Below are 24353 nucleotides of genomic sequence, written 5' to 3'. Positions count from 1 at the left end.
GATGGATGATAACGTGTGCTAAAACCTTCCTTTCCTCTGTTTGCTTCTTTACTTCTATTTGGCTGTGCGCAGCCAACCGATCGGGCTCAGCAGTATCTTGATGGCGAGTTCGTCGATTCGCTCAATAAAGTGGAGCAAGTCAACTCAAGCAAACCGCGCGATTTTACCGAATTTGCCCGCCAGTCTGAGGCGGTAGTAAGCAACTCTCCATCGCTGGCAGCGCTCTACCAACCGCTGTACGAAAAACTCAATGAATGGGTGTTGCAAAGCGGCGAGCCGAGTGAGTTGAGCGCGTTTGGCATTCAAACCGCGCAGCTCGGTGGTGGAGATAAGCAAGGCAATGTATTGTTTACTGGCTATTTTTCTCCGGTGATGGAGCTTCGCCATCTGCCTGATGAGCGTTTTCGCTACCCTGTTTACCGCAAACCGGAGTGTAGTGAAGATTGTCCGACTCGCGCGCAAATTTATGCTGGTGCGCTGCAAGGACAAGGATTGGAGCTTGGTTACGCAGAGAATTTGATCGATCCGTTTATCATGGAAGTGCAAGGCAGCGGCTTTGTTCATTTTGGTGACGACGATACGCTGGAATATTTCGCTTATGCTGGGAAAAACAACAAAGCGTACGTCAGCATCGGTAAGGTGTTGATTGAACGCGGCGAAGTGGCACGAGAAAAAATGTCGCTCAAGGCGATCAAAGATTGGGTACTGCGTAATGATGAAGCCCGTGTGCGAGAACTGCTCGAACAGAACCCTTCTTTTGTCTTTTTTGCGCCGCGCGCCGCAGCGCCTGTGACGGGAACGGCTGGGATCCCTCTGCTGCCGATGGCTTCGGTTGCTGGCGATCGCTCGATTTTCCCGATGGGCACGCCGATTTTGGCTGAAGTACCGCTGCTCAACGCTGATGGCACTTGGAGTGGGGCTCACCAATTGCGCCTGCTGATTGTGCTCGATACGGGCGGGGCGGTGAAACAGAACCACCTTGACCTCTATCATGGTATGGGGCCGCGAGCGGGAACGGAAGCGGGCCACTACAAACATTTTGGCCGAGTATGGAAATTGGGTTTGGAAGGCACGCCGACGCAAGCCCCTTGGGCAATGCCACCGGAAAAGCGACAATAGCTTTTCCTCATCTGGACATTTCCTCTTAGAGTGCGTATAAATCGCACTCTTTGTTTTTCTGGCGAGCTTTGGAACTTAGATTATGCGCGAACTCGATACCCCAGCCTCTGATAGCTACAACCAACGATTTGGTGGCACGCGTCGTTTGTATGGCAACAGTGAAGTAGAGATACTTCGCGCCGCGCACGTGTGCGTGATTGGTATTGGCGGCGTGGGCTCTTGGGCGGTCGAAGCGTTAGCGCGAACGGGGATTGGCGAACTGACGCTGATCGATATGGATGATGTGTGTGTGACCAACATTAACCGCCAAATTCATGCGATGAGCGGTACCATCGGGCAAAGCAAAATCGAAGTGATGGCTGAGCGAGTCAAGCTGATCAACCCGGAGTGCAAAGTGAACCTGATTGACGATTTCATTACGCCCGACAATCAGCACCAGTATCTCAGTAAATCATTCGATTACGTGCTGGATGCGATTGACAGCGTCAAAGCCAAAGCGTCGCTGCTGGCATACTGTCGCAGCAATAAAATCAAAGTGATCACCATTGGCGGTGCGGGTGGACAAGTGGATCCGACCCAAATCCAAGTGGCGGATTTGACCAAGACGATTCAAGATCCGCTGGCGAAAAAGATCAAAGATACTTTGCGTCGCCATCATAACTTCCCGAAAAATCCGGCGCGTAAGTTTGGCATAGACTGCGTGTTTTCCACCGAGCAGTTGAAATATCCGCAAGCGGATGGGTCTGTTTGCGCGGTGAAGTCGAGCGCCGAAGGACCAAAACGGATGGACTGTGCCAGTGGTTTTGGCGCGGCGACGGTGGTCACGGCCTCGTTTGCTTTTGTCGCCGTGGCGCGCATCGTGGAAAAGTTAATCCAAAAGCACAAACAGTAAATATTTGTCTCAACTTCCCTGCAATATTAGGAGCCTCACCATGTCTGATTTTCCCGCTTCCCCTTTTGGTCATGAGATCAACTGTGATGAGATTGTGTCGGTGATGCAAGGTTTCTCTGGTTGGGAAGATCGCTATCGTCAGGTGATTTTGTGGGGCAAACAGCTACCAGTCATGCCTGAAGCGTTAAAATCGACGCAAATCACGGTGGCCGGCTGCGAAAGCCAAGTTTGGCTCTTGAGTCAGCAGCGGGATGGACGTTGGTACTTCTGCGCCGATTCAGACGCACGCATTGTGCGTGGCTTGATTGCGCTGGTGATGGCCGCTTTTGACGGCAAGAGCGCCGAGCAGATTTTGGCCTTTGATATCGATGATTACTTCGCCAAACTGGGTTTGATTGCTCACCTTAGCCCGTCGCGTGGCAACGGGCTAAAAGCGATTGTGGAGCAGATCAAACAGCAAGTTCAAGCCGACTAGACAACTCGTCCGCAAAAGAGAGACTCGCTACCCAGCACCCAGCACCCAGCACCCAGCCCTTCCACAGGACCATAGGACCGCTCTTAACCGCTTTTCCTAGCACCTAGAACCCAGCACCTAGAACCCTGCCCTTTCACAGGACCATAGGACCATAGGACCATAGGACCATAGGACCATAGGACCATAGGACCATAGGACCATAGGACCGCTGTTAACCGCTCTTCCTAGCACCTAGCACCTAGAACCCTGCCCTTTCACAGGACCATAGGACCATAGGACCATAGGACCATAGGACCATAGGACCATAGGACCATAGGACCATAGGACCATAGGACCATAGGACCGCTGTTAACCGCTCTTCCTAGCACCTAGCACCTAGAACCCTAGCACCTAGAACCCTAGCACCTCTCTTCCTCACAACAACTCGAGTGCTTTTTTCACCGCATTGATGAGACGTTCAACGTCATCCATGGTGTTGTAAATCGCAAACGACACCCGCACAGTGCCCGAGACGCCCAGCGCGTCCATCAAAGGATGGGCGCAGTGGTGGCCTGCACGCACCGCAATGCCTTGCTGGTCGAGCAAAGTGGCGATGTCTTGATGGTGTACGCCGTCGACGACAAAAGTCAGCACCGACGCATTGGCTTGGTAACCGAGCACACGAATATCATCGATGTTGACCAGCGCCTGATACGCTGCGGTTTGCAACTGATGCAAATGCGCTTCGACTTCTTGGCGCTCAAAGCCCTGATACCACTCAATCGCTTTCGCTAGGGCAAGTGCTCCCGCAACGTTGGGCGTGCCTGCCTCAAATTTGCCCGGCAAAGCGGAAAACGTCGTTTTGTCAAACGATACCCTCTCTACCATTTTCCCGCCGCCATGCCAGGGTGGTATCGTTTCCAGCAGGGCGAGCTTGCCATATAACACGCCAATACCTGCGGGTGCGTAAAGTTTATGCCCTGAAAAAACGTAAAAGTCGGCGTTTAACTCCGCGACCTTCACAGGTTCGTGCACGATGCCTTGCGCACCGTCGACCACCACAATGGCCCCCACTTGGTGGGCAAGTGTAATGATCGCTTCAATCGGTTGACGGCTGGCGGTGACGTTAGTGATTTGCGCCACGGCAACAATTTTACATCGGTTGCTTAAACGCTGCGAAAAGGCCGCCATGTCCCATTGGCAATCTTGAGTCATGGGGATTTTCACCACTTTTGCCCCCGTTTGCTCGGCGACCATTTGCCATGGAACGATATTGGCGTGATGCTCCATCTCACCAACCAAAATCTCATCACCGGGCTGCAAAGTGCTGCGCGCATAGGTCTGGGCGATCAAATTGAGCGCTTCGGTGGCGCCGCGTGTCCAGATGATCTCTTGGTCACTTTGCGCGCCGATAAACTGCGCGATGCTATGCCTTGCCTGCTCAAACTGACTGGTGGCTTCGGCGGTTAAACTGTGGCTACCGCGATGCACATTGGCATTGTGTCGGCTGTAGTAGTGGCTGATGGCATCAATCACGCATTGGGGTTTTTGCGTCGTGGCCGCGCTGTCCAGATAGACCAGCGGTGACCCATGGACGCTTTGTTGCAGCGCGGGAAATTGCGCGCGTACCAAATCGACGTCAAACATCACTCTTCACCCAGCTTGTGGTAGTTCAGCACTGGAACCGTCACCATCGGCTCAGCGACTTGGCGAGCATGCTGTTTGCCGGAAAGCAGAATGATGATTTCCATAGCAAATTCCAACGCAGTCCCGGGCCCTTGGCTGGTGAGCAGATTGTGGTTGATATCGTAAGTCACCCGTTTGGCGCGCCAGTTATCTTGTGGGATGTGCGTGCGAAAATTGGGGTGACAGGTCATGAGCGCCTTGGGGTAGAGGTTGTGGTGTTGCAATACCAGTGCTGGCGCGGCGCAGATTGCCGCCAGCAGTTTGCCTTCGTACATATGCTGTTTGATCATCTCTAGCAACAGTGGGCTGTCGCGAAACGCCTCAGCACCCGCAACGCCGCCAGAAAGGATAATTACGTCAAAGGGTTCATCGGCGACGTCGATCAAAAGGCACTGAGCCCCCAAAATCACGCCGCGCGACGCCGTGATCGTGAGGTTGCCCTCAAAGTCGGCGCTGGCGACCGTCACCTCATACCCGGCGCGCACCATCATATCAATGGCGGTAACCGCTTCCATCTCTTCGGTTCCCGGTGCAATCGGCACCAAAATTCGTTTTGTCATGATGTTGTCCAGCTCTGTTCTATCTGTTTGATTTGTTCAAACAGTTTTTGATTGTGAGGAGTCTTGATGTGATGTTTGGCAGCGCAGCGCAGTAAGTAACCGTTAATAAAGTCAATTTCGCTTTTGCGTTGGTAATAGATGTCTTGCTGCATGGAGGAGTAATTTTCGGCGGTTGCCTCAACTACCTGCATGACGCTGCGCAGCAGATGCGAGTGATCGCTCGCTATTCCTTCCCGTTGCATCACGGAAACAAGCTCTGCGCTGATTTCACTCAGCATAGGCGCAAAACGAGCGTCTGCCAGTTGACCGTTTTTGCATTGATGAATGGCGGTGAGCGGGTTGATGGTGCAATTGATCGCCAGTTTGGTCCACAGGGCGTGCTCAATCTGCTCATTCCAGTGCACAGCGGGCAGGGCGTGGTCAAACACGTCAGCGAGAAAAGCGCACTGCTTACCAAGCGCATTCACTCCGCCAAGTTGGGTAGTGCCTATGCCAGTGTGCAAAACCTGCTGGCGCGAAGGCTTGTAAGCCCCATGTGTGGTGGTGGCGACGACCAGAGGATTACCCGGCAGCAAAGCCGTTACCTGTTCAGCCGTGCCCATGCCGTTATGCATTAGCACAATGATGCTGTCGCTTGACAGTGAATCGACCAGCGGTGCCAAAGCCTCTGCAACCTGCCAAGCTTTAACGGTGACAAGCAACAGATCCGCATGCTTTATCTCTTGCGGCGACTGATTAATAAAAGAGTATAAGGGGCCTTGTTCCAACTGCAATGAGAGTGTCGGAGCATTCTCTCTTGCCCACAGTGCCACTTGGTGGCCAGCTTGCTGTAATTTGAGCGCCCAAAGTGAGCCAACCGCGCCCGGGCCTAAAATGACAATGTTCACCAAATCATCTTCATCAAAAAGGATTTGCTGCAAGGATAATGAGGGAATTGGCGAAAGCAAATAAAAATGGCGCTCGAAAGCGCCATTTTTGCATTACAACTCAGTTCAATTAGAACTTGTAAGTGACTGCAACGTAGTGACCTACACCAGACGATTCTGGTTTGTGACCCCAAGCTAGAGCTTCGCCATCTGCGAAACCGTACACATCTTTGTATGCTTTTAGGCCGTAACCTACTGCAAAGCGGTCTGAGTGCCAGTAGATACCGTTAAACATCGCGCCGCCACTGCTAGCAGTAGTGTCGAATTTGCTATCAATCTTGTCATCGTCCATTGCAAATTGCCAATCAATGTAGCCTTGGTAAGAGATAAATGAACCGTTTTCAAAGAAGTAGAAAGGTTTAAACCAGTTGGTAGACAACTGGAAACCGTTCCAGTCTTTCTTATTACCATCGTAGAATGCGTAAAGGTTTAGACCGATTTTACCCAGCCAAGGCACATTCACATCAGAACCTAGACCGATTTTTTGGTTGTTTACAACAGAGCTACCACCCCACTCGATTAGAGATGCAACGTACAGTTCTTGTACTGGACCGAAAGAGAGATCTTTGCCCGTCACCGCATCAAGAGACATACGCGGTGCGAACTTCATAAAGATTTTTTCTGCGCCAGCTTTATCACTACCAGGATCTGAAGCTAGGTTAAACACATCTACGTAACCGTATAGGTCGAAAATACCAGAGCGGCCGCCAAATTCCATTTCTAGGTAATCATGAGAAGATTCAGAATAACCTTTCTCGTCGAATGCACCCATTAGGTTGAATTGCATCCACTTGTAATCGTTCTTGTGAACGTCGCCAGAGTAGTCAGCAGCCATAACTGGAGCAGCGGTGGCTGCTAGCAGACCAAGAGTCAATAGTGTTTTACGCATAGGGGAACTCTCTATATTTGTAACGGTGTTAAGACACACTGTTCGTGTGCTTGTGTTCTATGATTTGCGCGCATCATAGCGATTTAAATCGCAAATAAAAGTGATGTGAGTGCAATTTTTCTTCAATTTGGGTGATCACGATCTCCTTTTGAAACGAAAGTTGGGAACTTTTATAAAACTATCAATCTGGATGCAGGCGAGGATTTGTTGAAAGCGAGAGAGAGGCAGGGTTGTTAATAAATTGCCTTCATTGTGATCTAGGTAAAGGTTTGCGCGTAGAAAGCTGCAGAAGTTTTAAGCGGGGTGACTATGACGCAACTAATGCTTTTTCCTCTCAGCTCAACCGTGTTGCCTAGCGGAAAAATGAAATTGAGGATTTTTGAGCCAAGATACCAACGCATGGTGAAAACCTGCTGTGAGCACAATTTGACCTTTGGCATGTGTTTGGTGGATAGGAGTGCAGGGCGCAGTACCTTATCCCAATGTGGTACGGAGGTGAAAATCATCGATTTTGATGTCTTGCCTGATGGCCTGTTGGGGATTACCGTGCAGGGGGTGCAACGCTTTACTATCGAGCAAATTGCGCTCGAACAGGATGGTTTGCGTTTGGCGACCGTGCAACCTCTGTCACCTTGGCCGCAAGCCGATCTGCCAGAGCAAGAGAGCTACCTTGGCAAACAGCTTGACCAAGTCTATGCGCAATTTCCTCAGTTAGCTGATCTGTACCCGCAAAGGCTCTACGCTGATGCGAACTGGGTGACTCAGCGTTGGCTGGAAATTTTACCGCTCAGCGTGCAACAATTTGAACAATTTGCCGGGCATCCTGATTGCTCTAGTGGGCTAAACTTTCTCAGCCAAGTAGTGGAGAATGACAATGCACGCTACCAGCACTAAGCAAAGCGTCTATTTAAGCGTTAAGCGAGAAAAATTTGTGTGATGAGACTGATCCACACGGTGAACAATAACGTACAACCACCAAAGCGAGCATAACGCCTTCAGAAGGACTGGCTATGTTGAATGAAAATCCTCAAGCGATGACCCGGCAAGATTGGTCGGCGTGCATGGAAAGAGTGAAAGAGAAAGATCGGCAGGCATTTGCTGTGATTTTCAACTTTTACGCGCCCAAATTACGTCATTTCGCTTACAAGCATGTGGGTAATGAGCAAGTTGCTTTGGAGTTAGTCCAAGATACCATGATGACGGTGTGGCACAAGGCACACCTGTTTGATGGCAGCAAAAGTGCGCTTTCTACTTGGGTTTACACCATTGCTCGCAATCTCTGTTTTGATTTGTTGCGCAAACAGAAAGGCCGAGATTTACACATCCATGCCGACGATATTTGGCCGAGTGACTACTACCCACTCGACTTAGTGGATTGCTACAGCCCAGAACAAGATCTACTCAAAGAGCAGGTGTTGAAGTTTCTTCAGTGTCTACCCAAGGCACAACGAGAAGTGATGCAGGCGGTGTACATCGAGGATTTACCACAACAGCAAGTGGCAGAGATGTTCGATATTCCTCTGGGGACGGTTAAGTCACGTTTAAGACTTGCGGTAGAGAAGTTAAGACACAGTATGCAGGCGGATAAGTTATGAGTTTTCACCCCGACATTACCATGTTGCAGGCGTATGCCTGTGGAGAAGTTGACGCGGTCACAGGGTTGATGGTCGCTACCCATTTGGAAACCTGTCCTGAGTGTCAGAACGCCGTGGCGCACATGGAAGGCGCGCAGGCACAAACTATGTTTGAACCAAACTCGGAACCGCTGGCTGAGATCGATTTTAGCCACATGCTAGCGCAAGTCATGGACAGCCAGATCCGCTCCGATGCGCGCGAAGTCTATGATCGCCGTTTTGTTACGGTGAAAAACCGTCGTTTCATGTTGCCCCAAACGCTGAGCCGCTACGCCGACTTGGTGGCAGAGTGGCGCAGCTACGGTGGCAAAGTCTACAGTGCACCAATTGACTTTGGCGAAGAGGCGAGAGTCAATCTGATGTATATATCCGAAGGAGTGCAAATTCCGCAGCACACACACAAAGGCTTGGAAGCAACTTTAGTGCTGCACGGCAGTTTTGGTGATGAAGATGGTGAGTACCAAGCGGGAGATTTCTTACTGCGTGATGCTTCGGTTAAGCACAGCCCAAGAACCAAAGCAGATACCGATTGCTTGTGTTTGACGGTGCTTACCGAGCCAATGGTGTTTACCCAAGGCGTGGCGCGCATCTTTAATATGTTCGGACGTGGTATGTACCCTTAAAAAGCACAAGGCTTGCAAATTCTGCAAGCCTTTCTCTTATCCTGTTTGTCGTTTATATCTATCTCTGTTATTGCTCTTTTTGCTATTGCGCCTTTAACTCACTATCCGTTTTTGCGTCTACTTGGTCGTTTTGTGCTGCTTTCTTTAACACATCGCTAAAGTAGTGCCGCAGCGAGTAGAGCATTAACAAACTCGGGATCACCATAATGGCCGTAGCGATAAAGAACATCGACCAATTGTCCAGATAATCCACCAGTTCGCCACTGAACGATGCCAGCGTCGTGCGGCCAAAGTTACCCAGTGATGCCAATAGCGCGTACTGAGAAGCGGAAAAAGCTTGGCCAGTGACCACGGTGAGGAAAGAGACAAAGGCGACGGTTGAAAAGGCAGATGTAAAGTTATCGACCACGAGAGTGGCTAAAAATAGCGGCTCATTTGGTCCGACTTGCGCAATCCAAGCAAACATCAAATTACTTGCGGCCATCGCCGTGCCGCCTATCATCAGCCCTTTGACGATGCCAAAGCGAACATTCACCATACTGCCAATTAAGGTGAAAAACATGGTGATTCCCCAACCGAGCAGTTTGGAGTAGTAGCCGATTTGTTCATTGCTAAAACCAATTTCCTTGTAAAAGGTGATCGACATGCGGCCAAGAAAAGCTTCGCCAATTTTGAACAGGAAAACGAACAAAAGCAGTGTGATGGCGACGCGCGTACCGTTGCGTTTAAAAAAGTCGATAAAGGGTTCCAGTACCGTCACACTCAGCCAAGCGACCCATTTCGAGCCGACGACATCACCATGGCGCTTTTGCGCGGCGGCTTGCAGTTCGTCGCGGTGGGTAACAGGTTCACCCACGAGCAAGGTAAACAGCATGAGTAAAGCGACAATGGCCGCCATGCCGTAGTAAACGCCGTTCCAGCCTATGGTGTCTGCGTTCACAAAAGCCAAGTAGCCCGGCAGTGAATACCCCGTCCACCAACCGATCACCGCCATGGCAGACGCTTGTGGCAACTTAGAGGTGTTGGACTTGGGAAAGGTATCGATACGAAAGGCGTCAATCGCGACATCTTGCGTGGCGGAGGCGATGGCAATCGCCAGCGCTAATGCGGACGTTAAAGCGAGATTGTCGGCCGGATTGACCCCAGCAATCAGCAAAGTTGCCAGCAAAACAAAAATCTGACAAAGGAAAATCCAGCTGCGTCTTTGGCCCAAACGTGCGTGCAACAGCGGAATTTTGACCCGGTCCACCAGCGGCGCCCAGAGAAAGTTGATCGCATAGACGGCAAACACACTGCCGAAATAGCCGATTGCAGCTCGAGTGAGCCCAGCATCTTTCAACCAGCCAGACATGTTTGATCCAATCAGAACCCAAGGAAAGCCGCTCGAACATCCGAGCATAAATACCCACAGCAAACGTCTATCTAGGTAGCTTTGTAAGGTCTCGCGCCAAGAAATGGCAGGGGAAGAAGACATAACCTATCCCGGAAAAATAGAACGCGCCCCTTTTTATCAAGGGGCGGGTCATTATGGAAGTAAAGTGGCTTTGGTGATGACAATCGGCACGACCGGAATGTCGCTCATCCGACCTTGGCTCTTGGTTGGCTTAGTGGCCATCTCTTGCACCACGCTAAAGCCGTCGGTCACCTTGCCAAACACCGCATAACCCGGAGGCTGCACATCGTAGTTGAGAAAATCATTGTCATTGAGATTAATGAAAAACTGCCGTGTGGCTGAATGTGGGTCTTGAGTGCGTGCCATGGCAATGGTCGCTGTGTCGTTTTTTAAGCCGTTATTGGCTTCGTTTTTAATTGCATCGTAGGTCGGCAAGCGATTCATCTTTTCATCAAAACCACCACCTTGTGCCATAAAACCAGGAATAACGCGGTGGAACTGTGAACCGACGTAGCTGCCATCATTCACATACTTAAGAAAATTGGCGACGGTGTTTGGTGCTTTTTCTTCATCCAACTCAATGGTGATCGTGCCGAGCGTCGTTTCAAACGCCACTTTAGGGCCTGCGTATGCTAGAGAGCTGAGCAAAGCCATCGTCGTGATTATGGCTTTCATGGTCGGTTTAAGCATTAGAAACGTTCCTTCATGTATGATTGCAGTTCTTGATCATTGGCAATTTCAGCCATGACCAAATTGAGCACGTCATTGAGCACCATTTCGATCTCTTCGTCCGAAGCGCTCAAAGAGCCAGTGCGCTGCGCGGTGCCGTTGTAGGTTTTTTCCAACTTACCACGCGGTGTCTCTGCGGTAACCACCAACACCACTTTGGCGTCAATCTCATTTTGCATCACGCTGTGGCGCACATTGACCAGAGCTTCACGTATCTCTAAGTTGATCAAGTTATTGCTGTTGAGATCCACTTTATAGCCTTGTGAGGAGAATTGCTGCTCGAGCAGGCTTTCCAGTAGAATGCGCATATTCTGTTTGGCATGCAGTGGCAGAATATTGGAGCGCCCACTATCGAGCAGGGCAACGTATTGTGCGGCGCGCAGATCTTTACTTGTTAGACTGTAAGTTTTGCCTTGTACAAGTGGATTGGTGCTTAAGGTCGCTTGCGGGTTCAGATTGAGTTGTTCCTGCTGAGGAGTCGAACAGGCCGCAAGCAGGGCGATAGAAGCAGCGATAACCAGTTTTCTCATGGTGTATTCCTTTGTTAGCAACGATGGCTTATAACCTAACATTAAAATCAAGAATGGAGCGGATTAAAACTAGCAGCTTATTTAGTTGCCTGTAAAATCACAAACTTACTATTTGAAGCGACGAGCTTTACATTCTTCTCACCGTAAAGGCGTCTTAGTTTGGCATCGTACCCTAAATGGCGATTGCCGATCACCAAAAGTTTCCCCTCTTTTACCAGCACCCGTTTTGCATCACAAAACATCTGCCAAGCAATATGGTCAGTGACGGTTTGTTGCTGATGAAATGGCGGGTTACACAAGATCAGAGCAGCGCTTTGCGGCGAAAATCCTTCCAAGCAGTTGTTGGCAATAAATTCCACTTCGGCCGTGTGCTCCGCATTGTGTTCAATGTTGAGTTTTGCACTGGCCAACGCCATAAAACTTTCATCCACCAAGGTGATTTTTGCCTGTGGGTTGAGCCGCGCGGCTTTGACCGACAACACCCCGTTACCGCAGCCTAAATCAATGATGTGTGTGAGTTTTTCATCGCTTGGAATATGCTCTAACATAAAGCGAGCGCCTAAGTCTAAGCTTTCACCCGAATAGACATTTGGCAGATTTTGCAGCGTCATTTGATGCTCTGGCACATCCCAACTGACGAGCGCAGCTGGTGTGTCTGGCTGCAAACTGTTGGCGTGACAAAAGACAAGGCGATGTTTTTTCCACGCCAGTGATGTCGTAGTCGTACCGAGATATTTCTCAAACAGATTCAGCGTGGAAGTGTGAATGTCTCTGGCCTTGTTGACTGCAATCACTGGCACATTACTCGGGAGGGCTTGGCGAAGTTGGCTTAGTTGCCATACCAGATGGCGATTGCTTTTTGGCAATTGCATCACAACGACATGGGTGTCATTGGGTATGGCGTCCATCGATGTCAGGATGGTGACATTATGACATTGATTCTCTAGCAAATTGTTCCGTGTACCTTGATGAGAAATATAGGAATCGCTCATCAAAGTCACTTTATGCTTGGCCGAGAGCCAGCAGGAAAGCGCTCCAAAATGGTCGTTCAACACCAGAATGTTCTGCCCCGGATTTAAGTCGAGCGCTTCGACATGATTGATCAGATACTCATCTCCGGCGTCCCACGCTTGCAGTGTTTCATTGGTTAATTTTGGATATCTGAAGAGAGTGAGGTTTCTGTCGTGAAGAGAAAGATCGGTTTTCATAAAATGGTGCGTGTCATATTGAGTTCTAACAATATTCTCGCAGATGGCTGGCAAACAAGATAGGCAGAGTCTACAAAAAAACACAACGGATCTTCTTCTGTAGCGGTTGATGTTGATAGAATGTTCAGTCTTATTCTATTCATCAGACCAATGTCGGTAAAATAGGGTATATACTTGTAGGGTTCGTGAGCAAAGGGGATGAAATATGATCCAAGAAGTCATAGAAACGAAGCTGCACAATACGTTTGAGCCAGATTATCTGAGCGTCGTGAACGAAAGTTACATGCACAACGTACCACCAGGCTCAGAAAGTCACTTCAAAGTCATTGTGGTGACTAACAAATTTGAAGGGCAGAGACTGCTTGCCCGTCATCGTCAAGTGAATCAAGCATTAGCCGATGAGCTGAATAATCACATCCATGCGTTGGCGATTCACACCTACACTGAGAAAGAGTGGCGATTAGAACGCGGCGGCGCGCCAGACAGCCCAATGTGTATGGGCGGCAGCCGTGTTTAAAATCGGTCTTTGTACCAAGGCTGGTTTGTTTGATGATTGAGGGAAAGATGGTGTAAACCATCTTTTTTTATGTCCATCAATGGTTCGCTTTCTTAGCGATACTGATTAAAAAATGTATTAACAGCGTTTCAACAAATGAGTGTAACAAATGATAGGTCGAGATCGATAGTTTCTGCCTATGCTAGAAGTTTGTAATCCGGTTGCCATTTGTGCGACGTGTCAAAGTTATGAACAATAGTTAGTCTATATCTCTCAATTCATTCGAAATAAAACGGCTAATGCGTTTATTGGTCATGGCATCAAGTTCGCAAAAGATGCTAAAATATCGCACCTGATAAATCTCTCCAATTTCATGTGAAGAGATTTTTAAAAGGATGTTGCGATTTTGGCGTTTAAAACGACGCCAGAACCGGACACAAATGTCGTGTCTAAAAGTTACGCAATCAAAAGAATCTTTTTCCCGATAAAAGTAGTGCAAGTGCGTATGATTACAATAAAAAAGGGTTTGGACCTTCCTATAGCAGGAGCTCCTACCCAGGTGATTAATGATGGCAAAGCCATCAAAAAAGTCGCCTTGCTTGGCGAAGAGTACGTTGGCATGCGTCCTACGATGCATGTACGCGTAGGTGATGAAGTGAAGAAAGCCCAAATTCTTTTTGAAGACAAAAAGAACCCTGGCGTGAAATTTACTTCTCCAGTGAGCGGTAAAGTTATCGAAGTCAATCGTGGCGCGAAACGTGTCCTTCAATCGGTTGTGGTTGAAGTGGCAGGTGACGAGCAGGTTACTTTTGATAAGTTTGAAGCTAGCCAACTGGCAGGTCTTGATCGCGCAGCGATCAGAACTCAACTGGTTGAGTCTGGGCTTTGGACTGCTCTGCGTACTCGTCCGTTCAGTAAGGTTCCGGCAATCGAGTCTTCAACTAAGGCGATCTTCGTGACGGCAATGGATACCAATCCTTTGGCAGCGAAACCTGAGTTGATTATCAATGGACAAGCTGAAGCTTTCGTTGCTGGATTGGATGTGCTTTCCGCTTTGACTGAAGGCAAGGTTTACGTGTGTAAATCTGGCTCTAGCCTGCCACGCAGCGCGCAGTCTAATGTCGAAGAGCATGTATTTGATGGCCCGCATCCAGCTGGCCTAGCTGGCACCCACATGCATTTCCTTTACCCTGTAAATGCACAAAACGTGGCTTGGAGCATTAACTATCAGGACGTTATCGCTTTCGGTAAATTGTTCCTGACTGGTGAACTGTATGCTGAGCGCGTAATTTCTCTGGCTGGTCCGGTTGTCAACAATCCTCGCTTGGTTCGTACCGTTATCGGTGCAAGCCTAGATGAAGTGACCGATAACGAGATCATGCCCGGTGAAGTGCGTGTCATCTCTGGCTCGGTACTTTCTGGTGTGCATGCAACGGGTCCTCACGCTTATCTGGGTCGTTACCACCTGCAGGTTTCTGTTCTGCGTGAAGGTCGTGACAAAGAGTTCCTTGGTTGGGCAATGCCTGGCAAGAACAAGTTCTCTGTTACCCGTTCATTCCTTGGTCACTTGTTCAAAGGTCAGTTGTTCAATATGACAACCTCGACTAACGGTAGTGATCGTTCAATGGTACCGATTGGCAACTACGAAAAAGTACTGCCGCTCGACATGGAGCCAACGTTGTTGCTTCGTGATCTTTGTGCTGGTGATTCTGACAGTGCGCAAAGCCTAGGTGCTTTGGAGCTGGACGAAGAAGATCTCGCGCTGTGTACCTTTGTGTGTCCAGGCAAATACGAGTACGGTCAGCTACTGCGTGAATGCCTCGACAAGATTGAGAAGGAAGGGTAATTTTCATGGGCCTCAAAAAGTTTCTTGAAGATATCGAGCATCACTTTGAGCCGGGTGGTAAACATGAAAAATGGTTTGCCCTGTATGAAGCTGTCGCAACAGTTTTCTACACACCTGGTCTGGTGACGAAAAAAAGCTCACACGTTCGTGATAGCGTTGACCTAAAACGTATCATGATCATGGTTTGGCTAGCCGTGTTCCCAGCGATGTTCTGGGGGATGTACAACGCGGGTGGTCAAGCAATTGCCGCGCTCAATCATATGTATGCTGGTGATCAGCTGGCAGCAATTGTTGCTGGCAACTGGCACTACTGGTTGACAGAAATGCTCGGTGGCACACTGGCCGCTGATGCAGGTTGGGGCAGCAAAATGCTGCTGGGTGCGACTTACTTCCTGCCTATCTACGCGACGGTATTCATAGTCGGTGGTTTCTGGGAAGTGCTGTTCTGTATGGTGCGTAAGCACGAAGTTAACGAAGGTTTCTTTGTGACTTCTATCTTGTTCGCACTGATTGTTCCGCCAACACTTCCGCTATGGCAAGCTGCGCTGGGTATTACCTTCGGTGTGGTTGTCGCGAAAGAAGTCTTCGGTGGTACTGGTCGTAACTTCCTGAACCCAGCTCTCGCGGGCCGTGCATTCCTATTCTTCGCCTACCCAGCGCAAATCTCGGGTGACCTAGTTTGGACTGCGGCGGATGGTTTCTCTGGTGCTACTGCTCTGAGCCAATGGGCGCAAGGCGGTAACGGTGCGCTAGTTAATGCCGCAACAGGTCAGGCGATCACTTGGATGGATGCCTTCATCGGTAACATTCCGGGTTCAATCGGCGAAGTATCGACTCTTGCTCTAGCTATCGGCGCTGCGTTTATCGTGTACATGGGTATTGCTTCATGGCGCATCATCGCAGGTGTGATGATCGGTATGATCGCTCTGTCTACCCTGTTCAACGTGATTGGTTCAGACAGCAATGCGATGTTCAACATGCCTTGGCATTGGCACCTCGTTTTAGGTGGCTTTGCATTCGGTATGTTCTTCATGGCGACCGATCCGGTATCAGCTTCGTTTACTAACAATGCGAAATGGGCCTACGGTATTCTGATTGGCATCATGTGTGTGCTGATTCGTGTGGTCAACCCTGCATATCCAGAAGGCATGATGCTAGCGATTCTGTTCGCTAACCTATTTGCCCCTCTGTTCGACCACATCGTTGTGGAGAAAAACATCAAGCGGAGACTAGCACGCTATGGCAAGTAATAACGATAGCATTAAAAAGACGCTGTTTGTTGTTATCGCGTTGAGCCTAGTGTGCTCAATCATCGTATCGGCAGCGGCGGTTGGCTTGCGTAGCAAGCAAAAAGCAAACGCACTCCTAGATAAACAAAGTAAGATTGTCGAAGTAGCTGGCATTACAGAAAAAGGTTCTGTACCCGAATTGTTTGCCAAATACATCGAACCACGTCTGGTTGATTTTAAATCTGGCGACTTTGTTGAAGGTGACGCAACCACATTTGACCAACGTAAAGCAGCAAAAGATCCTGCGGAATCGATCAAGCTATCAGCCGATCAAGATGACGCAAAAATCCTTCGTCGTGCAAACACGGGTGTGGTTTATCTGGTTAAAGATGGCGCTCAAGTGTCTAAGGTGATCATTCCGGTTCACGGTAACGGTCTGTGGTCAATGATGTACGCGTTTGTTGCAGTAGAAACTGACGGCAATACCGTATCTGGTATCACTTACTACCAACAGGGTGAGACTCCGGGATTGGGCGGCGAAGTAGAAAACCCATCTTGGCGTGCGCAATGGGTTGGTAAGAAACTGTTTGACGAAAACCACCAACCAGCGATCAAAATCGTCAAAGGTGGCGCACCTGCAGGTTCTGAGCACGGTGTTGACGCTCTATCAGGCGCAACATTGACCAGTAACGGCGTTCAACACACATTCGACTTCTGGTTAGGTGACATGGGCTTTGGTCCGTTCCTAGCTAAAGTTCGTGACGGAGGTCTGAACTAATGTCTAGCGCAAAAGAGCTGAAAAAGAGCGTGCTAGCGCCAGTATTGGACAACAACCCAATCGCGCTACAAGTTCTCGGTGTTTGTTCTGCACTGGCAGTAACCACCAAACTGGAAACGGCGTTTGTTATGACTATAGCGGTAATGTTTGTTACTGCATTTTCTAACTTTTTCGTTTCACTTATTCGTAACCACATTCCTAACAGCGTGCGTATCATCGTGCAGATGGCGATCATCGCATCTCTAGTAATCGTGGTTGACCAAATCCTGAAAGCGTACCTGTACGACATCTCTAAACAGCTGTCGGTATTCGTTGGTCTTATTATTACCAACTGTATCGTAATGGGCCGTGCGGAGGCGTTTGCGATGAAGTCGGCACCAATTCCATCGTTTATCGACGGTATTGGCAACGGTCTAGGTTATGGCTTCGTTTTGATTACCGTTGGTTTCTTCCGTGAGCTTTTGGGTTCAGGCAAACTATTCGGAATTGAAGTGATGCCACTGATCAGCAATGGCGGTTGGTATCAACCAAACGGCCTAATGTTGCTGGCACCTTCAGCGTTTTTCCTGATCGGTTTCATGATTTGGGCGATTCGTACGTTCAAGCCTGAACAAGTAGAAGCGAAGGAGTAAGGTCGTCATGGAACATTATATTAGTTTGCTGGTTAAATCGATTTTCATCGAGAACATGGCACTCTCTTTCTTCTTAGGTATGTGTACCTTCTTGGCGGTATCGAAGAAAGTGAAGACCTCTTTCGGCCTAGGTATTGCGGTCGTGGTTGTATTGACTATTTCTGTGCCAGTTAACAACTTGGTGTACAACCTAGTGTTGAAGCCAGATGCATTGGCTCCTGGAGTCGATTTAAGCTTTCTGAACTTTATTACCTTTATCGGTGTAATTGCGGCACTGGTACAGATTCTGGAAATGATCCTTGATCGCTTCTTTCCTCCTCTGTACAACGCACTGGGCATCTTCCTACCGCTGATCACAGTAAACTGTGCGATCTTCGGTGGTGTATCTTTCATGGTACAACGTGACTACAACTTTGCTGAATCTGTCGTGTACGGTTTCGGTTCTGGTGTGGGCTGGATGCTAGCTATCGTCGCTCTTGCAGGTATCCGTGAGAAAATGAAGTACTCTGACGTACCTCCTGGTCTGCGTGGTTTGGGTATTACCTTCATCACGGCTGGCTTAATGGCGCTAGGCTTTATGTCTTTCTCTGGTGTTCAACTGTAAGTCGGGTAAACCGCAACAATAAAGGAATAGTCAATGGACATTATTCTTGGTGTAGTGATGTTTACTCTGATTGTGCTAGCTCTAGTACTGGTGATTCTGTTCGCCAAGTCTAAGCTGGTACCAACAGGTGACATTACAATCTCTATCAATGGCGATCCTGCAAAAGCGATCGTAACGCAACCAGGCGGTAAACTGCTGACTGCACTGGCTGGTGCCGGTGTCTTCGTTTCGTCTGCTTGTGGTGGTGGTGGCTCATGTGGTCAGTGCCGCGTAAAAATCAAATCTGGCGGTGGTGACATTCTACCTACTGAGCTTGATCACATTACCAAAGGTGAAGCTCGTGAAGGTGAGCGTCTAGCTTGTCAGGTTGCTGTGAAGAACGATTTGGATCTTGAACTGCCAGAAGAGATCTTTGGTGTTAAGCGGTGGGAATGTACGGTTATCTCTAACGATAACAAAGCGACATTCATCAAAGAGCTTAAGCTGCAGATCCCTGATGGTGAGTCTGTGCCATTCCGTGCGGGTGGTTACATTCAGATCGAAGCGCCTGCGCATGAAGTTAAGTACGCTGACTACGATGTTCCGGAAAAATTCCGTGGTGACTGGGACAAGTTCAATCTGTTCCGTTACGTTTCAAAAGTGGATGAGCCAATTATTCGTGCTTACTCTATGGCGAACTACCCGGAAGAATTTGGCATCATCATGCTGAACGTACGTATCGCGACGCCGCCACCAAACAATCCAAACGTACCACCGGGTCAGATGTCTTCTTACATCTGGTCGCTAAAAGCGGGTGATAAGTGTACGATTTCTGGTCCGTTTGGTGAGTTCTTCGCCAAAGATACCGATGCAGAAATGGTCTTCATTGGTGGTGGTGCGGGTATGGCACCAATGCGTTCACACATTTTTGACCAGCTAAAACGTCTGCAGTCTAAACGTAAGATGTCTTTCTGGTACGGTGCGCGTTCTAAGCGTGAAATGTTCTACGTAGAAGATTTCGATGGCCTAGCGGCTGAAAACGACAACTTCGTGTGGCACTGTGCGCTGTCTGATCCGCAACCAGAAGATAACTGGACGGGTTACACCGGCTTCATCCACAACGTACTGTACGAAAACTATCTGCGCGATCACGATGCGCCAGAAGATTGTGAATACTACATGTGTGGTCCACCAATGATGAACGCTGCCGTTATCGGCATGCTGAAAGATCTTGGTGTTGAAGACGAAAACATCCTACTGGATGACTTCGGTGGTTAATTCCGCTAAGTGACTGAAACTATGGCTGGCCCTTGTGGGTCAGCCATTCTTTTTTCTTATTAAATGATTTTGACGTAATAGAGTTGATATAGAAAATGGAGGCCAAATTTTGCACCTATTTTCTATATCCATTCCACAATAGGAGTTAAACAAGTGAAAAAGTGGCTTGTTGCATTTGCTTCTCTATTGATTCTCGCTGGCTGTGAAAAGCCTGCAGAACAAGTTCATCTTAGCGGCCCAACCATGGGCACGACGTATAATATAAAATACATCGTTCAACCCGACATCCCGAGCGCTGAATCGATCCAAGCCGAAGTGGATCGCTTGTTGGAAGAAGTGAACGATCAGATGTCGACTTATCGCAAAGATTCAGAGCTGAGCCGTTTTAACCAATACCAAGGTTCAGAGCCGTTTACTGTTTCTGAGCAAACCGCAACGGTGGTGAAAGAAGCTATTCGCCTTAATCAGTTGACTGAAGGAGCGTTGGATGTCACGGTTGGGCCGTTAGTTAATCTGTGGGGATTTGGCCCAGAAGCACGCCCTGAAGTGGTGCCGAGCGATGCTGAACTCGCACAGCGCAAAGCCAAAACGGGCATTCACCATTTATCCGTACAAGGCAATCAACTGACAAAAACCTTGCCGAACTTGTATGTGGATCTTTCGACCATTGCTAAAGGCTGGGGGGTGGATGTGGTGGCCGATTACATTCAGTCGCAAGGCATTAACAACTACATGGTTGAAGTGGGCGGGGAGATTCGTTTAAAAGGCGTCAACCGTGAGGGTATTCCTTGGCGCATTGCTGTCGAGAAACCTTCTGTTGAAGAGCGTGCGATTCAAGAAATTATTGAGCCGGGCGATATGGCGATTGCCACTTCTGGCGATTATCGCAACTACTTTGAGCGTGATGGGGTCCGTTATTCACATATTATTGACCCGACGACCGGTAAACCCATCTCCAATAAAGTGGTGTCGGTGACGGTGCTGGATAAGTCGTCCATGACCGCCGATGGCTTAGCGACGGGGCTGATGGTGCTTGGCGATATCAAAGGAATGGAAGTAGCCAACCAAAACAACATCCCCGTACTAATGATTGTAAAAACGGATGATGGTTTTAAAGAGCTGGTTTCTAAAGCCTACCAACCATTTGTGAAAAAATGACAGGATTGAGTTTAAGCGTATGAGTACATTTCTAATTACCTTTGCGGTGTTTGTCGCGGTGATCGCCGCGATGGCTGTGGGTTATATCTTCCAGAAAAAAGTGGTGAAAGGAAGCTGTGGCGGTTTGGGCGCGGTTGGGATTGAGAAAGTCTGCAACTGTCCAGAACCGTGTGATGCGCGCAAAAAGCGTGAAGCACGAGAGGCGGCCCGAGCACAAAAACTCTCAGAGTGGGAAAAAGACCGCATAGCATGACCTTGTCATTACTCAACCCAGCTTCGGCTGGGTTGTTTTTTCTTTGCAGGGGTATGTGCTAGCACTTGGTTCTATACTTAGGAAATTGGACTTGAAAACCGTTGTTATGTCAGGAGGTACTATGCAACTTCATCAACACGGTATGGCTGAGCTGTTTGAACAGTTAGGGCTTGGCAGTTCACCTAGGGAGATAGATGAGTTTATCGACGCTCACCGTCATCCACGCGACACCACACCACTGCACCAGGCCAGTTTTTGGACCCAAGCTCAAGCGAGTTTTCTGCGTGAAGCGATTGAAGAAGATGCCGATTGGGCAGAGTTGGTCGACCAGTTAGACGTGATGCTGCGCAAATAATGTTAGCCCATGGCGTGACATCAGCGACGTCTTGCTTTGCAAAATCGAACACTGTCCTTATACTGTGTTTTTAAACAGTGTTATCCAGGCGCAAAATGTCAGAACGTGTGAGAAAAATCATTCACGTTGATATGGATTGTTTCTATGCCGCAGTAGAAATGCGTGACAATCCCGATTACCGTGGCCGCCCTTTGGCGGTCGGTGGGCATGAAAAGCAGCGAGGGGTGCTGAGTACCTGTAATTACGAGGCGCGCAAATTTGGCGTGCGCAGTGCTATGCCAACCGCGCAAGCGCTCAAGCTTTGCCCCTCATTGCTGGTAGTGCCAGGAAGGATGCAGGTGTATGTTCAGGTCTCGCGACACATCAGGGAAATCTTCTCCCGCTATACCGACCTTATCGAACCACTCTCGTTGGACGAAGCGTACCTAGACGTCAGCGACTCAACCCAATGTCATGGTTCTGCCACGTTAATCGCACAAGCGATTCGCCGTGATATCTGGCAGGAATTGCAACTGACAGCATCAGCCGGAGTCGCGCCAATTAAGTTTCTGGCCAAAGTGGCTTCGGATATGAACAAACCCAACGGACAATTTGTTATTCCGCCAGAGAAAGTGCAGGAGGTGGTGGACAAATTGCCGCTGGAAAAGATCCCTGGGGTTGGCAAAGTGAGCCTAGAAAAACTCCATCAAGCAGGTCTCTATCGTTGTGAAGACATTAAAAACAGTGATTATCGCGAGTTGCTACGCCACTTTGGCCGTTTAGGGGGATCGTTGTGGAAACGCAGTCACGGCATTGATGAGCGTGAAGTGGTGGTTGAACGTGAGCGAAAATCCGTTGGTGTTGAGCGCACTTTTAGTCAGAACATTTCCAGTTATCAAGAGTGCTGGCAAGTGATTGAAGAAAAGCTCTATCCCGAGTTGGAAAAGCGTTTGCAAAAAGCCAACCCAGACAAAGCGATTATCAAACAAGGGATCAAAATGAAATTTGCCGACTTCCAACTCACCACCATTGAACATGTGCACAGTGAGCTGGATTTGGCCTATTTTCGTCAGTTGCTACAAGATGTATTGCAACGGCAAAAAGGGCGGGAGATTCGCCTACTTGGGTTGAGCGTGATGCTAAAACCGCAAGAGCAAACTCGGCAACTTAGCTTTTTCTAAGCTGCTCTACTTGTTGGTAAACCTTGCTGTATGGCACGCTCTCAAGCTTGGCGAAACCCGTCAGCTTCTTGGCTTTCAGTTTGGTCAGCAAGGGCGTATTGATGCCACAGAGAAAACGAGTGATCAACTGCGAGCTCAATGGCGTTGCACTTTGCGCTTGTAACTCATCGAGCCAACCCTGCGCCTTGTCGTTTGGAAAAATTTGCTCCACTTCAAGCGGCAGATGCGCCACTTGGCCTCGGCACACCGAACAGTGTCCGCAGTGCTTTGGTGCTTGGCTGTCGGCAAAATAGCTGGCAAGGGTGTAGCTTAGGCAGGAGTCAGCTTGGAAAAAATCGAGCATCTGATGTATGCGAGCGACATCGCTCCGCTCTTTGTCTTTGAACAGTTGATACAAGCGCTCAGCCAGCGTGCTAAGTGGTTCTTGGAACGGAAACACCCGATAGACATCGGTCATCTGTTTGCTTTCCAGTTCGATCCAACCTTGCTGATGAAAATACTCTAAGGCGGCCACTATGCGCTGTCTTTCGGCTCGGTAGGTGAGCCAAAGCGCTTCGAAATCGGTTTGACACCATACTCTGGATTGTGCAGAGCAGTGGAAAATGGCCTCCACAAACTGGCGTCTTTCACCGGAAAAGCGCTGCAAAATCGCGTTGGCGCTGTCGATAAATTTGAAACGATAATCAGCAAAATAGGCAAACTGCGCTTCGATTTGCCCCGCCAGTTCGAGATAAACCAACAGCGTTTTTAGCGGCAGTTGACGGATATTGGCCTCATTTGCCAACCTATTTAGCATCACTTCCCATCGCTCACCTGCATTGGCAATTTGTCTCAGAACGTATGCAATGTCGGCCAGCTCTGGGGTATCGCCGTAGACAAAGTTTTCCAGCACGCTCAAGCCATTTTGATTGGCGAGCAGAATGCACTGTGACGCAAGCCCATCACGTCCAGCACGGCCAATTTCTTGCGCGTAGTTTTCAATCGATTTGGGCAAGTCAAAGTGGATTACGCGGCGGATATTGGCTTTATCGACGCCCATACCAAAGGCGATGGTGGCGACAATGCAATCGAGTTCGCCTTGCATGAACTGCGTCTGAATGGCGTCACGTACGTTGTGATCGAGCCCGGCGTGGTAAGCCGCCACTTTCACACCCGCAGTTTGTAGCATTTGAGCGACAACTTCAGCCGTGTGCTGCAAAGTAACGTAAACAATGGTTGGCGCATGAGGGTCTTGCGCCAGCAAACTTAACAAGGCCTCGCCTTTATTCTCCTCGCGACAAGGCGAGACACAGAGATCCAAGTTGGGGCGATAAAAGCCAGTAATCGTGACATGCTGTGGCGCGATGGCGAATTTATCCTGCATGTCCTCGACCACTGCTTGTGTGGCCGTTGCGGTGAGCAGCAGTACTTGAGGAATATTCAATGCGCGTTGGTATTGAGGCAGTTTGAGATAATCTGGGCGAAAATTGTGGCCCCATTCCGAGATACAATGCGCCTCATCGACCACCATGAGCGAGATAGCCACTTCTGAGATAAATTGACGAAAACGTTCGTTCTTCAACCGCTCAACCGAGATCATCAACACCTTTATTTGCCCCTGTTTGACGGCGTTCATCACCGCCTGAGTCTCTTCTTTGGCTTGACCCGACTCAATAGCCGCAGCGGCAACACCTTTGCTGTGGAGAAAAGCGAGTTGATCTTTCATCAGTGCAATCAGTGGGGAAACGACCAAAGTTAAGTGAGGTAGGCACAGGGCCGGAAGCTGATAACAGAGTGACTTGCCAGAACCTGTGGGGAATATGGCCGCGGCAGAGTGTCCCGACAGCACGTTGTCTATCACGCTTTGCTGTCCGTGGCGCAAACGGTCAAAGCCAAATACCGATTTGAGTGTTGCTTCGAGGTTCATCTCGCTCATGTTTCATTCTCTCCAGTGACGTTCTTG

The 24353-nt window shown here is 49.1% G+C and carries 26 protein-coding genes; 17 read left to right on the top strand and 9 right to left on the bottom strand.

The annotated features are described in order from the left end of the window. The first annotated feature begins 15 nt into the window (after positions 1–15). The 3 genes from mltA (at position 16) to csdE (ending at position 2486) form a co-directional block, all read left to right on the top strand. Positions 16–1119, top strand: a complete 1104-nt coding sequence (gene mltA, locus UF06_RS14645; RefSeq protein ID WP_045571100.1) for a murein transglycosylase A — start codon at positions 16–18, stop codon at positions 1117–1119. Between the two features lie 82 nt (positions 1120–1201). After that, positions 1202–2011: a tRNA cyclic N6-threonylcarbamoyladenosine(37) synthase TcdA gene (gene tcdA / locus UF06_RS14640; RefSeq protein ID WP_039430337.1), complete on the top strand. Its 810-nt coding sequence runs from the start codon at positions 1202–1204 to the stop codon at positions 2009–2011. A gap of 40 nt (positions 2012–2051) precedes the next feature. Continuing rightward, positions 2052–2486 carry a cysteine desulfurase sulfur acceptor subunit CsdE gene (csdE, locus tag UF06_RS14635; RefSeq protein WP_045571099.1) on the top strand — a complete coding sequence of 145 codons (435 nt, stop codon included), beginning with the start codon at positions 2052–2054 and terminating at the stop codon, positions 2484–2486. Between the two features lie 414 nt (positions 2487–2900). Here the strand turns inward: csdE and csdA are convergent, their stop codons facing one another. The 4 genes from csdA to UF06_RS14615 form a co-directional block, all read right to left on the bottom strand. After that, the gene (gene csdA / locus UF06_RS14630) at positions 2901–4112 is read right to left on the bottom strand and encodes a cysteine desulfurase CsdA (RefSeq protein WP_045571098.1); all 1212 of its coding nucleotides are present in this window, start codon (positions 4110–4112) and stop codon (positions 2901–2903) included. Beyond that, on the bottom strand, positions 4112–4711 hold the full coding sequence (locus tag UF06_RS14625; RefSeq protein ID WP_045571097.1) for a DJ-1 family glyoxalase III: 600 nt from the start codon (positions 4709–4711) through the stop codon (positions 4112–4114). Before UF06_RS14625 ends, csdA begins: the two co-directional genes overlap by 1 nt. Then, positions 4708–5598 carry a 2-dehydropantoate 2-reductase gene (gene panE, locus UF06_RS14620; protein WP_082069720.1) on the bottom strand — a complete coding sequence of 297 codons (891 nt, stop codon included), beginning with the start codon at positions 5596–5598 and terminating at the stop codon, positions 4708–4710. Before panE ends, UF06_RS14625 begins: the two co-directional genes overlap by 4 nt. A gap of 109 nt (positions 5599–5707) precedes the next feature. Continuing rightward, positions 5708–6526, bottom strand: coding sequence for an outer membrane protein OmpK (locus UF06_RS14615; RefSeq protein ID WP_045571096.1), 819 nt, complete (start codon positions 6524–6526; stop codon positions 5708–5710). Between the two features lie 309 nt (positions 6527–6835). Between UF06_RS14615 and UF06_RS14610 the strand changes: the two genes are divergently transcribed. The 3 genes from UF06_RS14610 (at position 6836) to UF06_RS14600 (ending at position 8783) form a co-directional block, all read left to right on the top strand. Continuing rightward, positions 6836–7420 (top strand): LON peptidase substrate-binding domain-containing protein, encoded by a 585-nt coding sequence (locus tag UF06_RS14610; protein ID WP_045571095.1) that lies wholly within the window; start codon positions 6836–6838, stop codon positions 7418–7420. Between the two features lie 116 nt (positions 7421–7536). After that, positions 7537–8121: an RNA polymerase sigma factor gene (locus UF06_RS14605; protein ID WP_045571094.1), complete on the top strand. Its 585-nt coding sequence runs from the start codon at positions 7537–7539 to the stop codon at positions 8119–8121. Then, positions 8118–8783 (top strand): ChrR family anti-sigma-E factor, encoded by a 666-nt coding sequence (locus UF06_RS14600; protein WP_045571093.1) that lies wholly within the window; start codon positions 8118–8120, stop codon positions 8781–8783. The genes UF06_RS14605 and UF06_RS14600 overlap by 4 nt, the downstream gene beginning before the upstream one ends. Before the next feature lie 82 nt (positions 8784–8865). Here the strand turns inward: UF06_RS14600 and UF06_RS14595 are convergent, their stop codons facing one another. The 4 genes from UF06_RS14595 to UF06_RS14580 form a co-directional block, all read right to left on the bottom strand. Then, positions 8866–10257 (bottom strand): MFS transporter, encoded by a 1392-nt coding sequence (locus UF06_RS14595; protein ID WP_045571092.1) that lies wholly within the window; start codon positions 10255–10257, stop codon positions 8866–8868. A 51-nt stretch (positions 10258–10308) separates the two neighbouring features. Further along, on the bottom strand, positions 10309–10866 hold the full coding sequence (locus tag UF06_RS14590) for a peptidylprolyl isomerase (protein WP_045571091.1): 558 nt from the start codon (positions 10864–10866) through the stop codon (positions 10309–10311). Continuing rightward, positions 10866–11435 carry a YajG family lipoprotein gene (locus tag UF06_RS14585; RefSeq protein ID WP_045571090.1) on the bottom strand — a complete coding sequence of 190 codons (570 nt, stop codon included), beginning with the start codon at positions 11433–11435 and terminating at the stop codon, positions 10866–10868. Before UF06_RS14585 ends, UF06_RS14590 begins: the two co-directional genes overlap by 1 nt. Before the next feature lie 77 nt (positions 11436–11512). Continuing rightward, on the bottom strand, positions 11513–12643 hold the full coding sequence (locus UF06_RS14580; protein ID WP_045571089.1) for a methyltransferase: 1131 nt from the start codon (positions 12641–12643) through the stop codon (positions 11513–11515). 205 nt (positions 12644–12848) lie between these two features. Between UF06_RS14580 and bolA the strand changes: the two genes are divergently transcribed. From bolA to dinB, 11 genes are all read left to right on the top strand, one after another. After that, positions 12849–13160, top strand: a complete 312-nt coding sequence (gene bolA, locus UF06_RS14575; RefSeq protein WP_045571088.1) for a transcriptional regulator BolA — start codon at positions 12849–12851, stop codon at positions 13158–13160. Positions 13161–13644: 484 nt separating this feature from the next. Next, on the top strand, positions 13645–14985 hold the full coding sequence (locus UF06_RS14570) for a Na(+)-translocating NADH-quinone reductase subunit A (protein WP_082069718.1): 1341 nt from the start codon (positions 13645–13647) through the stop codon (positions 14983–14985). 5 nt (positions 14986–14990) lie between these two features. Then, entirely contained in the window at positions 14991–16235 is a 1245-nt protein-coding gene (locus UF06_RS14565; RefSeq protein WP_039465269.1) for an NADH:ubiquinone reductase (Na(+)-transporting) subunit B, read from the top strand. Then, the gene (locus tag UF06_RS14560; RefSeq protein WP_045571086.1) at positions 16225–16992 is read left to right on the top strand and encodes a Na(+)-translocating NADH-quinone reductase subunit C; all 768 of its coding nucleotides are present in this window, start codon (positions 16225–16227) and stop codon (positions 16990–16992) included. Before UF06_RS14565 ends, UF06_RS14560 begins: the two co-directional genes overlap by 11 nt. Beyond that, the gene (locus tag UF06_RS14555; protein WP_045571085.1) at positions 16992–17624 is read left to right on the top strand and encodes an NADH:ubiquinone reductase (Na(+)-transporting) subunit D; all 633 of its coding nucleotides are present in this window, start codon (positions 16992–16994) and stop codon (positions 17622–17624) included. The genes UF06_RS14560 and UF06_RS14555 overlap by 1 nt, the downstream gene beginning before the upstream one ends. A 7-nt stretch (positions 17625–17631) precedes the next feature. Further along, positions 17632–18228, top strand: a complete 597-nt coding sequence (gene nqrE, locus UF06_RS14550; RefSeq protein WP_045571084.1) for an NADH:ubiquinone reductase (Na(+)-transporting) subunit E — start codon at positions 17632–17634, stop codon at positions 18226–18228. Positions 18229–18261: 33 nt separating this feature from the next. Further along, complete coding sequence (nqrF, locus tag UF06_RS14545) at positions 18262–19485, top strand: NADH:ubiquinone reductase (Na(+)-transporting) subunit F (protein WP_045571083.1); 1224 nt, start codon at positions 18262–18264, stop codon at positions 19483–19485. Between the two features lie 153 nt (positions 19486–19638). After that, positions 19639–20643, top strand: coding sequence for an FAD:protein FMN transferase (locus UF06_RS14540; RefSeq protein ID WP_045571082.1), 1005 nt, complete (start codon positions 19639–19641; stop codon positions 20641–20643). 19 nt (positions 20644–20662) lie between these two features. Then, positions 20663–20896 (top strand): (Na+)-NQR maturation NqrM, encoded by a 234-nt coding sequence (gene nqrM / locus UF06_RS14535; protein ID WP_039430318.1) that lies wholly within the window; start codon positions 20663–20665, stop codon positions 20894–20896. Between the two features lie 121 nt (positions 20897–21017). After that, on the top strand, positions 21018–21251 hold the full coding sequence (locus UF06_RS14530) for a DUF2789 domain-containing protein (protein ID WP_039433425.1): 234 nt from the start codon (positions 21018–21020) through the stop codon (positions 21249–21251). Positions 21252–21346: 95 nt separating this feature from the next. After that, the gene (gene dinB, locus UF06_RS14525) at positions 21347–22411 is read left to right on the top strand and encodes a DNA polymerase IV (RefSeq protein WP_039430316.1); all 1065 of its coding nucleotides are present in this window, start codon (positions 21347–21349) and stop codon (positions 22409–22411) included. Here the strand turns inward: dinB and UF06_RS14520 are convergent. Further along, complete coding sequence (locus UF06_RS14520; RefSeq protein WP_045571081.1) at positions 22398–24326, bottom strand: RecQ family ATP-dependent DNA helicase; 1929 nt, start codon at positions 24324–24326, stop codon at positions 22398–22400. The two genes, dinB and UF06_RS14520, sit on opposite strands and share 14 nt — an antisense overlap. Between the last annotated feature and the right edge of the window lie 27 nt (positions 24327–24353).

It is taken from the genome of Vibrio sp. S234-5, assembly GCF_000960595.1.
Lineage (GTDB): Bacteria > Pseudomonadota > Gammaproteobacteria > Enterobacterales > Vibrionaceae > Vibrio.
This window is presented reverse-complemented; position numbering and strand designations above follow the sequence as displayed.